This window comes from Hypericibacter sp., from assembly GCF_050729195.1.
Lineage (GTDB): Bacteria > Pseudomonadota > Alphaproteobacteria > Dongiales > Dongiaceae > Hypericibacter.
Genome location: NZ_JBOHKS010000173.1, coordinates 43,132 through 56,635 on the forward strand (window position 1 = coordinate 43,132; position 13,504 = coordinate 56,635).

The following is a 13,504-nucleotide window of genomic DNA, read 5'->3' on the forward strand; positions in this document are numbered from 1 at the left end:
AGCGGCCATGTGGGACTCCCTGTGGATCAATGGGCGTCTGGCGACGATGCGCGAGGGCTCGGTGCCTTATGGCACGATCGAGCCCGGGGCCATCGCGGTCGAGGGCAGCCGGATCGCCTGGGTCGGACCCGTCGGCGAATTGCCGCGCCGGACCGCGCGCAATATTCACGATCTCGATGGGCGCTGGGTCACGCCGGGCCTGGTCGATTGCCATACCCATCTCGTCTATGGCGGCGACCGGGCGCATGAGTTCGAGCGGCGCCTCAATGGCGCCACCTATGAGGAGATCGCCAAGGCCGGCGGCGGCATCCGCTCGACGGTGACGGCGACCCGCGCGGCCAGCGAAGCTTCCCTCCTCGCCAGCGCCACCGAACGGCTGAAGCCGCTCCTGGCCGAAGGCCTGACCACGATCGAGATCAAGTCGGGCTACGGGCTCGAGCGCGATGCCGAGATCAAGCAGCTCAAGGTCGCGCGCGCGCTGGGCGAGCGCCACCCCGTCACGGTGCGCACCACCTTCCTCGCCGCCCATGCCCTGCCGCCCGAATATGAGGACCGGCCCGACGAGTATATCGACGCGGTCGCGAGCAAGATGCTGCCGGCGGCCCATGCGGCGGGACTGGTCGACGCGGTCGACGCCTTCTGCGAGCGCATCGGCTTCACCGCGGCCCAGACCGAGAAGCTGTTCCGCGCTGCCACTTCCTTCGGACTGCCGGTCAAGATCCATGCCGAGCAGCTCTCCGACCAGAAGGGTGCCGTCCTCGGCACCCGCTATGGCGCGCTCTCGGCCGATCATCTCGAATATCTGGGCGAGGACGGTGTGCAGGCGATGACCAATACCGGCACGGTCGCGGTGCTGCTGCCGGGCGCCTTCTATTTCCTGCGCGAGACCAAGCTCCCGCCGATCGAGGCGCTGCGCAAGGCCGGCGTCCCGATCGCGCTCGCGACCGACAGCAATCCCGGCAGCTCGCCCGTCACCTCGCTGCTGCTGATGCTCAATATGGGCGCCACCTTGTTCCGCCTGACGCCGGAAGAGACTCTTGCCGGCATCACGCGCAACGCCGCCAAGGCGCTGGGGCTGGGCGGCAGCATCGGCACGCTCCAGGCCGGCAAGCGGGCCGATTTCGCGGTCTGGAACATCGACCGGCCGGCGGAGCTCACCTATCGCATCGGCTTCAACCCGCTGCACCAGCGCGTCTGGCAGGGCAGGCCGGATGCGAAGGTGCCGAGCGAGCCGCGAATTCAGCCCGAGCCGGTCGCGGCGCCCAGCGTCGGCGAGGTCAGGACCGCCGCCATTTGATCGAGCAACCGATCGGCGGCACCTGGTCCTCGGGACCCTTGCCGGTCCGCGCGATCATGCGCATCGCTTCCAGCAATTCGCGCCGCGCACCCGCCACGGGCGTGCTGCCACGCATCTCCTGCACCCGGCCGCGATAGCGCAGCGCCAGTCCTGCATCGAAGCCGAAGATGTCCGGTGTGCAGACCGCGCCATAGCTGCGCGCGACGGCCTGCGTGCGGTCGATCACATAGGGGAAGCCCAGGCGATGCTCCTGCGCGAACTCCTTCATCCGGTCGAAATTGTCGACCTGATAGGTGTCGGTGTCGTTCGGCATGATAGCGATGGTCCTCACGCCTTCCGCCGCCAGCGCCTTGCCATCCTCGACCAGACCGCCGATCACGCCTTTGACGTAAGGGCAATGGTTGCAGATGAACAAAACGAGCGTGCCCTTCTCGCCCGTGACGTCGGCGAGCTTGTGCTTGCGCCCGTCCACGCCCTCGAGATCGAAATCGGCTGCGCGCCAGCCGAATTCATGGGATGTGCCGGTGGCTGTGGGCATGGAATGCTCCTTGGATGATCGCGTCTTTGTCTACCAGCTCAGCCCCTTCGCCTCGCGGCCCCAGTCGAGCATGGTCTCGAGGATGCGGCGCAGATGCGGGCGGATGCCTTTGGCGCGGTCCTCGCGGAAACCGAAGGGCGGGTCTTCATCCATATAGGTGATCTGCGACAGCTCGAGCTGCACCGCGGCGACGCCGTCGGCGGGCTTGCCATAGTGGCGCGTGATATAGCCGCCCTTGAAGCGGCCATTGAGGACGCTGCTATAGCCGTCGGCCTCGCCGGCGGCTTCGATCAGGCGGGCCGCCAGCTCGGAGGGCGCGCTCTTGCCGTCCGCGGTGCCGAGATTGATGTCCGGCAGCCTGCCAGCGAAGAAGCGCGAGACTTCGGAGCGGATCGAGTGGGCGTCGAACAGGAGCGCCGTACCGAACCGCGACTTGATGCCGGACAGCGTCTGCGCGAGGCGCGCGTGATAGGGCCGCCAGACCTGCTCGACCCGCTGCTTCACCTCGTCGGTTCCGGGCGCCTCGTCCGGCCGCCAGAGGGGCTCGTCGTCGAAGCTCGTGGTCGGGCACAGCTCGGTATTGCTGGCACCCGGATAGAGCACCGTCCCGTCCGGCGGGCGATTGAGGTCGATCACATAGCGCGAATGGGTCGCGACCAGGAGATTGGCGCCGAGCGAGGCCGCGAAGTCATAGAGCCGATCCACATGCCAGTCGGTGTCGGGCACGGCCTGCGCGGCATCGGTCATGCGCCGGGCCAGCGCGTCGGGCAGATGGGTCCCGACATGGGGCATGCTGATCAGAAGCGGCGCCGGCCCGGGCTGGAATCGGAAGGGCTCCATGGCAATCTGAATTCCCTGAAAGGTCGGTGGGGTCCGCGCGCGAAGGGTCGACTCTGCCCGTCGGCGCCGCTCTTGTGAAGAGCCGCGGACGCGCTTTGTTAACCTTATGCGCGGACCCGCCGCCTCCCCGATTGGCAGCCCGCATGGCATCTGCGATCATCGGTCAGCAAGAGGCCCTGACATGGCAGATGAAACGAACCCCCAGCGGCCTCCCGGCGCGCCTGCGGGCAAATCCGGCGGCGGCATCGGCCGCGAGCTCACCGAGGAAGAGAAAGCCTGGGTGCGCAGCCTGACACCCGAGCAGAAGGCGCGCATCCGCGCCTTGAGCGCGGCCGAGAAGAAGAAGCTGTTGGCGGCGGCCATGATCGCCCGGCAGAAGGCCGCCAGCCAGGCCGCGGCACCGAGCGGTCCACCGGGCTTGATTCCGACCATGAACCCGGCCTCTCCCCGGCCGCAGGCGCCGAAGCCGGGTGGCGGTGGCGGCCAGGGACAGGGCAAGGGCCGGCCCGACCCCAACCGGCCGCGGCAGCAGCCGCTCCCCAGCGGATTCCAGGACCCGTTCGCGCCGATCACGCGCATGCCGAAGTTCGGCCAGCTCGCGCGCCACCAAAAGGTCATCATCGCGGTCTGCGTCACCGCCGTGATCGCCATCGCCGGCATTCTCTTCGGCACCAACTGGGTGCATATCCCGGGCCGCGATCTGGGCGCGATGATCCGGCACAACACCGATTTCCTGGGCGAGAACATCACCCTCCCCGCCAAGCCCATTGCGACGACCTGGCAGATGCTGCCGCATGACGAGGCCGGCACCAGCGTCAGGGACGCCACGCAATGGCGCATCACCGCCGTCATGGAATTTTCCTATGAGGACATGGCGAAGCTGGTGACCGCGGCCAAGGACAAGGCGCCCGGTCCCAATGACGAGATCGAGGCCGAGCATTGGTTCCCGCCCGACGTGAAGGCGGCGATGAAGGCCCGCCCGCCCCGCTATATCGACCCCTCGCCCTTTTACGGCGAGCGCTATCATCAAGGCTCGGCCCTGATCGTCACCGGCACCAACACGATCGTGGTCCGGTTGACCAGCGACTGAAGAGAAATCGTGCGAAGCCTGCCGAATGGCAGCGGCATGAACTCATGGCGTCGCGTTCGATATCGTCGGATGGAACGGTCTGCAGGTTGGCGAAGGAGCCAATGAAAAACCCGTGAAGCGCGAGCCTGCACGGCGCGTTGCGTCGTTGCCGCTGGCTGCGGACTGTGATAATAGGTAAAGTATCCTCGCTCGTTTGTTCCCGCCAATCTGCAGTTTCCGACATTGGCGCGACATCCGCGACACCATTGTGGCCCAGTATGTCGACAGATTGCTTGCGCTCGAAAATAGCGCGGCGATTTCGCTGCCGTCGCTGAGAGCTCGTTTTCCGCTTAATCGAGCTGCCGGCTCGCGGCGCTGCAAAGATGGATCGCCTATCCCCTGACTGACGCCACCGATTGGGAGCCACGTCATGTATGGAAGGACGAACGAGATCGCGCGACGCCCCCTGCACCGGGCAGAACGAAAGCTCGCATTTTGCGTCGCGCTCCTGATCCTCCTGGCAGCGTGCGTGTCGGGCAAGACCGGCGGGTTCGATGCATCCGTCAATCCCGCCCTCAAGCCGGCGGTGACGAATGTGCCGGACGCCGCGGGCAATCCTCAGCCGGTTGCCGCATCCCGCGACGCGAAAGGCATTCAAAGCGATTTTGTCGAGAACGTCGTCCTGGTGACGCCTTCATCGGCTGCCGAATTGCAGGATTTCCTCCGGCGCTATGACGGCACTGTGCTCGGAGACAACACGATACCCGTTCCCCCCTCGCGGCTCGGCATCAGCTTGAGCGATGAACAGCGGAAACCGACGGAGTTCGTGGTCCATGTCGGCCTCGGCGCGACTGACCTGACCGCACTGGCCGCCAATGCACGCGCCGTCGGCGTGGACGCGCCCTTGGAGTTTTCGTCGGAGGCAGGCCTCGAGACGTTCGCGCGCGTCCTGGAAGCGCGCGCCGCCGGCTTCAAGGCGGGGCTCAACCCTGTGACTGCGCCGCAGCAGGCCTTTCCACAGGCGATGTTCACATCACAGGAGCGAGGCGCCGCCGACGCCTTTGCCGAGCCGCGTTATGCCGCGACCGGCAACCAGACGAATCTTGCGCTCGCCTGGCAGTTCCTGTTGGCCCATGGGATCCAGCGGCCGGTGCAGATTGCCATCCTCGACGGAGGATTCTGGCTCGATACGCAGGGCCGGGCACAGGGTGCGGACAGCGATTTCACGCCCGCCCCAGCTCAACCCGTCCAGTACGACTTCGTGCAGGATGATTACATCGCCGATGCGCCGAACCAGACGGGCTGCGGAACGGGAAATCCCTGTTATTGGCATGGCACAGGCTCGGCAGGTGTCGCGGCCGGGATTGCGAACAACAGTCTTGGCTATGCGGGCTCGGGGACATTCATAGCCACGCCGATGCTGTTCAAGCTGGTGACGACAAAGGCTCAGCGCGAGCGTGCGCTGCGCACCGCCGTGGCTTGGGGCGCCGACGTGATCTCCATGAGCTTCGGTGGAAATTGCAATCAACCTTGTCGCATTCAGGATCGCGACAAGAATGCAATCGGGGACGCCGTGGATGGCGGCAGCCGCGTGGTGTTCGTCGCCTCCGCCGGTAACGGCCAGGGGAATCCGGCGGCCGGATACGATGTTGGCGATCCCAGCTTCTTTCACCCCTGCATCGAGGATCATGTCATCTGCGTCGGTGCGGTGAGCGAAACGCCCGCCTTGAGCCCCATGGGCTATTCCAATTTCGGGGCCAGAGTGACGGTCTTCGCGCCCACCAATTTTCCCGTCATGTCCTATCCACCGAGCACGGGCCCGACCGGAGCATTGCCCATATCGCAGGCGATTGGCATCGCGATACCCCAAACCTTCGGTGGGACAAGCGCCTCCGCGCCCTTCGTCGCCGGCGTCGCCGCCATGATGAAGGCGATCAATCCGAATCTGAACAGCGACGACGTCGCCCAGATCCTGGTCGATACCGCGCATCCCGCAACCGCACCGGCCAGCCGCGTCATCGATGCGCTGGCCGCGGTTCGGCGCGCGGCCGACGGCATTCCGATGGTGAATGACCGGTTCGAGAACAATTCGCTTGAAACCATTCCCACGAACCTCGGCGCAGCGCCGCCCTACGTTCAGCCGAACCTGAATATCAGCAGCAACGATCGCGACTACTTCGCCTTCAACGCGCCGGGGGCATCGACCGCGACGATCAATCTCAGCTATGTCGATGCCCTGGGTCCGGTATCGGTTTTCGCATTCGATTCACTGGGCGCGCACTGCGCCACGCCGGCGCTCGTCTCCGATAACGCCTTTCCGGTGGGAAATCCGCTGGCACCCGGGCATAGCCTTACTTACAGCGTACCGGGTGGGCCGCTCCGGCTGGCGCTCAAAGGCACCGATATCAATGCCTACAACCTGAGCATCAGTTTCACCGGCCGCGTCATCGCGCCGGACACGTATGAAGTCAATGATCAAGTGGCGCAGGCGCGATACCTCTATACCTTGAAGCTGTCTCACGGCACTGTCGCCGGTGTGTCGACCGATCCCCGCGTGACGATCGACGCCAACATTCATGCGGCGACAGACGTCGATTATTACATCGTCCGCGGCGCGCACATTACATTGGCCGAGCAGGTCCTCCTGGCCGCCTATTCCGCGGTCTCGATCTATGGCAACGATTCGCCGATCAACCTGCAGGTGTTCCGCCTCAATCCCGACAATACGCAGGGCCCGCTGGTCGCAAACCCGGGTGGTGGCAGTTGCGCCACCGAACCGCTGGAGGTCCGGCTCGATCAGGATGTCTATTATCTGGTCCGAGTCTCGGGAAGCACGGGCAGCTATACCCTGGCCAACAGCGTGTTCGGCGACGTCCGGCGCATCCCCATCCTGGTGCATGACAAGATCTATGAAGTCACGCACCCGGGCGAGCCGATCGAGCATGTGGTGCGCCATCCGGAGCTCTATGTCTTTGCTTCAGATCCCACTTACACGGCGGTCCGTACGCCCGATCCTCGCGCGCATTTGAGTTTGCTTGATCGCGAAGGCAAGACCGTCGCCGAAGGCGTGGACGATGACAGGGGCGAGCGGTTGTCCTTGTCCGATGCGGCGGCCAACGGCATCTATGGCATCTCCGTCCTGCCCCAAGGCGCAGAGACCCAGCCGCCGACCTTGGCCCTGCAATGGGAACAGCAGGCGGCTGTGAGGCTATCGGACAATCTCGTCCTCAATCCTGGCGCCGAAACGCCGGGCGACGGGGTCGCCAACTGGCGGCCGCAAGGGGACGGGGCTTCCGCGCAGATCATCGCCTACGCGGATGGCGCCGCTTCTCCCTCGCCGACCGACATGGGACCGCCGGATCGCGGAGCCTATCTGTTTGCGGGCGCAGGAAGCCAACCGACAGGCGGACTGCAACAGGTCATCGCCGTCGATTCAGCATGGCGCGAGGCCATAGACCGGAACGCGGTCAGGGCGAACTTCTCCGCCTATCTCGGCGGCTATCGGCAGGAGGGCGATTTCGCCAGCGCCACGCTGACATTTCTCGGCGCCAATCAGCAGACGCTCGGACGCGTCGTTTTGCCTTCAGTCGGTCCGCGGGAGCGCGAGGGCAAGACGGGGCTGTGGCCGGCCGAGGCGAGCGAGCCGGTCCCTGTGGGAACCGTCGCGCTGGTTGTGAGCCTGGAGTTTACGCGCCTGTCCGGCAGAACCAATGATGGCTATGCCGACAATGTCGGCCTGACGCTGTCGGAGTATTAGACCCGGCAGAGTCGGAGCGCGACCGGCCTTATCGCCAGATGGAACTGCGCAGACCGGTGACGTGTGTCTCTGGGGTCACGCCTAGGGCTGTTGCTGGGCCTGCTGCACCGCTTGCACCGCCTTCAACCGCTTCGATAGGGCGGCCTCATCCATGCCCGGCCAGCGCAGGTCCGGGAGACGTTGAAGCTGCAGATAGAAGCTCTTGAGATTGGCCAGGGCGACGCTGCTGCCGGGATCGACCGAAAGGGCGTCGAGCAGGCCGCGCTCCGCCGTCTGGGGCTCGACCGACCGGTCGCCGCCCAGACAGCAGCTGTAAATATCCACGAGGCTGGCAAGATTGCGCGCATCGGCGCTGTAGGGCATGGCCGCGACCATGGCGCCGAACGGATTGGCATTGCCGGGTTCCTTGCCCCAGCCATTCTGCTCGGTCTCGAGGATTCCAACCATGCCAAGGCCGATGGCCATCGCCGTTCGGTCCGCATTGGCAGCGCCGTCCTTCATGGTCATCTCGCCGAACTGCATGAACTTCGCCTGCGACCATTCCAGCAACTTGCCGGCGGAAGGCGCGCCGCCCTCGGGCCCGCGGATGCGGGATTGCAGATAGGCAACCGTGGCGTCGAGATAATCGAGCTCGGGCAGAAGCCGATGCAGCGCGGCATGGACCGTGTCGTCGCCGAAATTGATCCAGCCCTCCGGTCCAGGGTAATCGCGGAAGGGCTTGATATACATCCAGCCCTCCTGCTCGCCGACCACCGAATAGGCGAACGGCATGTCGCCCCCAAGCTCGATCGGCGTTCCTGGGGCCTCATAGGAACGGGATTGGCGGACGACCATCGCCTGGCGGAACTGCGCATTGATCGCCTCGATGTCCGCCTTGAGGAGGAGACGCGGCGCAAAGGCGATCGGCGCCTGCGGAAGACGCGCAGTGAAGGTCGCTTCCTTCGGCAGATCGGCGTTCGCCGGCAGGCTCAGCACCTCCGGAACATCCTTGCGCAGAAACAGCATCGAGCTCTGCAGATAAAGACGGTCCTCGACCTCGAACAGCCGGCCGGAAAGAATGACGACGCCCTTGCCGGAGGGGATATGTCCCATCATCCGTTGCGCCACCCGCTCGGGCGTGCAGGGGTTGGGGGCATAGGGATCCGTCTGGACGAACGCGACCCCGATATTCCGGTATTTGAGCTGCGTCAGCAGCGAGTCCATCTGAATCAGGAGCGACAGATTGCGCGCGGCCTCGCTGAGCCGGTCACCGGGCCGCCCGGCATACTCATATTGCAGGACCAGCGTCGTGACATCGGCCCCTTCGAAATCGGGCAGATGATTGCAATCCGTGACCATCCCGGCCTGCGCCCGCGGCACCAGGACCAGCGACAAAGACGCCACGGCAAGCAGCACCAGCGTCAACCGGCGCCATCGTCTCGCGCGACAGCGCGTGGGTTCAACCGGCCGGGCACTCATTGGGCTTCCCCAGGAGATCGCCGAACTGCTTCATGGCGCCGTTATAGTGACCGTCGTGAATCGCCGCATCATAGTTCTGTTGCAGCTTGTCGCCGACATAGCCGCTGAGCGCGGTCAGATCGGAGTTCGGCGCGGCACCGTTGCCGTTCAAGGCGGAGAGCCTCGCTCGAGCCGCGCAGAGAGCATAGCGCGCGTCGTCATAATCGCGGTTCTTCGCGAGCTTCATGCCAAGCACGATCGACGCATAGGCTTCGAAGCCGGGCCCCTGGTCCAACATCGCCAGCACATCGGCCACCGGATCCGAAAGCGGTCCCACCGGATTGCTGACATTCGCATGCTGCAACGGCTTCACCGCCGCATTCGGATCGTAATTGGCGAGCGGGATCAGGTAGTAGGCGACCCATACGTCTTCCTGCGGCTGCCCGCTTCCCTGCCGCGCCGCGATGCTGCCCCACATATCCAGCAACACATCGTCGGTGTTGAGGGCCTTGACGAGCGATGTGGTGTAGTCCTGGCCCGTGATGCGCGGCTGGCGCCCCGGGCAGCGGACGATCTGAGCGCTCGCCCGGGGCCCCGCATTGGCAAGGGACTGCAGCTTGCTGTCGAGCACGAAATAGAGGGCGTCGCTGAGCTTGTCGGGATCGGCCTGCACACCTGCAACCGACACATCGCTGAGCAGCACCTTGAATCCGGAAACCCCGCCGGTATCGCAGCCTTTCATCGTGGCCGAGGCCGAAGACGCCCCCAGCAGGGTCGCGCCAACGATCAGGAGGGCGGCCAGCAGCCGGATGGCGATGGCGGCCGGTCCTCTCATGGCGAGGCCGCGGGCTTGGTTCCGCTCAGCGCCGCGAGCGCGGTATCGATCGTGGCTCTCATATCATCGACACCGCTTACGCTGGGCGGCGGATCGGTGGCGATCTCGGTGGCGAATTTGGCAACCGTCTCGGGCGAACTGTCCGGAACAAGAGCCTGAAACCGAATCAGCGCCTGCCGGACCTGCAGGCAGCGACCTTGGCCGATGAGTTCGATGACGGCCTGATGCGCCGGCCAGCCGTAGTAGCGCCGGCCGTCCTCAATGACCCATCGGAACATTTCGCAGACCGCCTCGGGATGCGCTCTCACCAGCAGCCCCAGGCCCGACTGCGCTCCCACGCGCGCGCCGGCGTTGCCGGTTTGCAGCTCGAAAATGAGAATGTTGGCGGCAGGCAGACCGAAGGCTGCGAGAGCCAACGCGGTCGCCCTTGCGTCGGCCTCGCCGACATCGGGCTCCAGAAGCTTGCCGATCAGCGCCTGCATCTCGCTGGCCGAGGAGATCTCGACCTCCTGCCGGTGCAGCGCGATATCGACCGAATCCTTGACGGCAAACCCGACATACCAGATCACCAGCCCGGCGACGATCGGGCCGACCAGCTGGATCAGGACCCCGGCTTTGTCCCAGCCATCCTTCCCGCCCGACGCCGCCTTGGCATCGGTGCCACCGGCAGCTGGACGCGACGCCAACGCCACCATGATCGAGGCGATGTCGCTCTCGACCTTGGCCAGGCGCTCCTCGACCGATGCGGCCATGGACACCGCTCTCAGGAAGCCGGAAAAGCGCGCTATTAATGTCGGAAAGAGGCGCGCCCTGTTGTCTGCAAATGGCAAGAGTGACGGCGCAATCAGTCCCCCGATCTTCCGCGAAAGCCCCACACAAGGCAAGGCTCCGGTCTCGACGCGACCGGCTGCCCTCGCCTATAAAGAGCCCGAACGACCAGGAAAATGACGATGATTCAGAACCCCCGCCTCGACAATGACCGCCAGATCAAGAGCCCGCACGGGACCACGCTCAGCGCCAAGAGCTGGCTGACCGAGGCGCCCCTGCGCATGCTGATGAACAATCTCGACGCCGCCGTCGCCGAGAAGCCGCAGGAGCTGGTGGTCTATGGCGGCATCGGTCGCGCCGCGCGCGATTGGGAATGCTACGACCGGATCGTGGCGAGCTTGCGCAGCCTCGAGGCCGACGAGACGCTGCTGGTGCAGTCGGGCAAGCCGGTCGGCATCTTCCGCACCCATGCCGATGCGCCGCGCGTCCTGATCGCCAACTCCAACATCGTGCCGCATTGGGCGACCTGGGAGAAATTCCACGAGCTCGATCGCAAGGGCCTGATGATGTATGGCCAGATGACGGCCGGCTCCTGGATCTATATCGGCAGCCAGGGCATCGTGCAGGGCACCTACGAGACCTTCGTCGAGGTGGGACGCCGGCATTTCGGCGGCAACCTCAAGGGCAAATGGATCCTGACCGGCGGGCTCGGCGGCATGGGCGGCGCGCAGCCGCTGGCGGCGACCATGGCCGGCGCCTCGATGCTGGCGATCGAATGCCAGCCGAGCCGCATCGAGCGCCGTCTCGAGACGCGCTATCTCGACCGGCGCGCCGACAATCTCGATCAGGCTCTGGGCATGATCAAGGAAGCGACCGCGCAAGGCCAGGCCGTCTCCATCGGCCTCCTCGGCAATGCCGCCGAGATCTTCCCCGAGCTGATCCGCCGCGGCGTCCGCCCCGACATCGTGACCGACCAGACCTCGGCGCATGACCCGCTCAACGGTTATCTGCCGGCCGGCTGGTCGCTCGACAAGGCCGAGCGCATGCGCGAGAGCGATCCCGACGCCGTGGTCCAGGCCGCCAAGCAATCGATGGCGGTGCAGGTCAAGGCCATGCTCGATTTCCATCGCATGGGCATTCCGACGCTCGACTATGGCAACAACATCCGGCAGATGGCGCTCGAGACCGGCGTCGCCGATGCCTTCGACTTCCCGGGCTTCGTGCCGGCCTATATCCGGCCCCTCTTCTGCCGCGGCATCGGCCCGTTCCGCTGGGCCGCCCTCTCGGGCGATCCCGAGGACATCTACAAGACCGATGCGCGGGTGAAGCAGCTCATCCCCGACAACCCGCATCTCCACAACTGGCTCGACATGGCCAGGGAACGCATCCAGTTCCAGGGCCTGCCCGCCCGCATCTGCTGGGTGGGCCTGGGCGAGCGCGCCAGGCTCGGTCTCGCCTTCAACGAGATGGTGGCCAAGGGCGAGCTCAAGGCGCCGGTCGTGATCGGCCGCGATCACCTGGATTCAGGCTCGGTCGCCAGCCCGAACCGCGAGACCGAGGCGATGCAGGACGGCTCGGATGCGATCAGCGACTGGCCGCTCCTCAACGCGCTGCTGAACACCGCGTCCGGCGCCACCTGGGTGTCGCTCCATCATGGCGGCGGTGTCGGCATCGGCTATTCGCAGCATGCCGGCATGGTGATCGTCGCCGACGGCACCAAGGACGCGGCGCGCCGGCTGGAGCGGGTTCTGACCAACGATCCCGCGACCGGCGTCATGCGCCATGCCGATGCCGGCTATCAGATCGCGATCGACTGCGCCAAGGAAAAGGGCCTGAAGCTGCCGATGCTGCGCGGGAACTGACAGCGATCTACCGACCGATCGCCGGCGCGAGGCTGTCGCGTCGAGTCCCGACTCTGGAGCGCTATCCGACCAAGACGGGTTGGATGGCGCTCTCGAATCTTCCGTTCGGTCGCATCTTCCACGGCGAACCGGTGCCCGCTTCGCCGGAAGATGCCCTAAGACTTGGCCGGAGGGGGATTGAGCGCCTTGTCCTTCGGATCGTCGTCGCGCAGCCATCTCACGACAATCTCGCGCTTTTCCCCGCCGCCCTCGCCGGGCATCGCCGCCGGGTCTTTGCCCCAGGCACGGTTGAGGAGCAGATTGGCGGCATTCGCCCGCGCGTTCGGCGGCGCGTCCCTGTCACGGCAAATGTCGATCAGGGTCTCGATGGCCAGATCGGTATGCCGGCGGCAGAGGTCGCGCAGCTCCGCCGGCATTTTCGGCCGGCCGCCGGGGTTTCCCGATTTGCCCTTCCGGAATGTCATGGATTTCGCTTCATCCTAGAGGGGTACGGATTCGCTTGAGAACAAGGCCCGTTCAAGGGTTGCCGGCATCGGAATTTCCCAACCCATTGGAAAAAAATCATTTTTCAAACGATAACCGGTTCATGGGGTGCTCGAGAAACAAGCCCGGAACAAGGGCCTATCAAGCGCCTGACGGCGGCGGAGACGGGCCCGGCGAGATCGCCCAAGGGCAGTTCTGAACGCCGAAATTCGAGCAGTGTCTGATCGGTGCGGGCTGGGACAGGGCCTTCCCCGCTCCAGCAAAGTTGTTACATTTAGAACAAAAAGTGAACAATGTCAAGCGGGATATTACTACCGGGTGGCGCCTCCTGATGCCAAGCCATGAACTAACATTCAAAGTGGACCAGCTATCCGGGGCAGATCAGACGGCGCCAAGCGGGACGGACAAGACGGGAAAGATATGGGTGGGAAAATTCCGGCATAGATGCATCAAACCAGTGACCGGTCGGGTCATCACCACGAGAACGCGCGATGTATCAACTGACACCTGAAGACGGAAAGCGCCTGCCCGAATTCCTGCACAAGGAGCGGAAGGATTTCTCCCTGGAGCTGCGCCGGGTGCTGAACCGGCTGCGCCTGGTGCCGCTCGCCGGCCGTG

General features: G+C 65.2%; 10 protein-coding genes. 4 read left to right on the forward strand and 6 right to left on the reverse strand.

Features of this window, described 5'->3' with window-relative positions:
- Positions 1-7: 7 nt before the first annotated feature.
- The gene (gene hutI / locus ACREE8_RS13630) at positions 8-1,297 is read left to right on the forward strand and encodes an imidazolonepropionase (protein WP_431573552.1); all 1,290 of its coding nucleotides are present in this window, start codon (positions 8-10) and stop codon (positions 1,295-1,297) included.
- Here the strand turns inward: hutI and ACREE8_RS13635 are convergent.
- Both ACREE8_RS13635 and hutG read right to left on the reverse strand, forming a co-directional pair.
- A complete protein-coding gene (locus tag ACREE8_RS13635; protein WP_431573553.1) occupies positions 1,278-1,835 on the reverse strand; it encodes a thioredoxin family protein in 558 nt (185 codons plus the stop codon). The genes hutI and ACREE8_RS13635 overlap by 20 nt on opposite strands.
- 30 nt (positions 1,836-1,865) lie before the next feature.
- The gene (hutG, locus tag ACREE8_RS13640) at positions 1,866-2,675 is read right to left on the reverse strand and encodes an N-formylglutamate deformylase (RefSeq protein ID WP_431573554.1); all 810 of its coding nucleotides are present in this window, start codon (positions 2,673-2,675) and stop codon (positions 1,866-1,868) included.
- Between the two features lie 181 nt (positions 2,676-2,856).
- Here hutG and ACREE8_RS13645 point away from each other — a divergent pair, with 181 nt between their 5' ends.
- On the forward strand, positions 2,857-3,765 hold the full coding sequence (locus ACREE8_RS13645) for a hypothetical protein (RefSeq protein ID WP_431573555.1): 909 nt from the start codon (positions 2,857-2,859) through the stop codon (positions 3,763-3,765).
- 409 nt (positions 3,766-4,174) lie between these two features.
- Positions 4,175-7,501, forward strand: a complete 3,327-nt coding sequence (locus tag ACREE8_RS13650) for a S8 family peptidase (RefSeq protein ID WP_431573556.1) — start codon at positions 4,175-4,177, stop codon at positions 7,499-7,501.
- Between the two features lie 81 nt (positions 7,502-7,582).
- Here the strand turns inward: ACREE8_RS13650 and ACREE8_RS13655 are convergent, their stop codons facing one another.
- The 3 genes from ACREE8_RS13655 to ACREE8_RS13665 are packed head-to-tail and all read right to left on the reverse strand — an operon-like array spanning position 7,583 to position 10,525.
- Positions 7,583-8,905: a hypothetical protein gene (locus ACREE8_RS13655; RefSeq protein WP_431573557.1), complete on the reverse strand. Its 1,323-nt coding sequence runs from the start codon at positions 8,903-8,905 to the stop codon at positions 7,583-7,585.
- Between the two features lie 34 nt (positions 8,906-8,939).
- Positions 8,940-9,773: a hypothetical protein gene (locus tag ACREE8_RS13660; RefSeq protein ID WP_431573558.1), complete on the reverse strand. Its 834-nt coding sequence runs from the start codon at positions 9,771-9,773 to the stop codon at positions 8,940-8,942.
- Entirely contained in the window at positions 9,770-10,525 is a 756-nt protein-coding gene (locus ACREE8_RS13665) for a hypothetical protein (RefSeq protein ID WP_431573559.1), read from the reverse strand. Before ACREE8_RS13665 ends, ACREE8_RS13660 begins: the two co-directional genes overlap by 4 nt.
- A 198-nt stretch (positions 10,526-10,723) precedes the next feature.
- Between ACREE8_RS13665 and hutU the strand changes: the two genes are divergently transcribed.
- Positions 10,724-12,403 carry a urocanate hydratase gene (gene hutU / locus ACREE8_RS13670; RefSeq protein WP_431573560.1) on the forward strand — a complete coding sequence of 560 codons (1,680 nt, stop codon included), beginning with the start codon at positions 10,724-10,726 and terminating at the stop codon, positions 12,401-12,403.
- 155 nt (positions 12,404-12,558) lie between these two features.
- Here the strand turns inward: hutU and ACREE8_RS13675 are convergent, their stop codons facing one another.
- Positions 12,559-12,819, reverse strand: coding sequence for a hypothetical protein (locus tag ACREE8_RS13675; RefSeq protein ID WP_431573561.1), 261 nt, complete (start codon positions 12,817-12,819; stop codon positions 12,559-12,561).
- Positions 12,820-13,504: the final 685 nt, after the last annotated feature.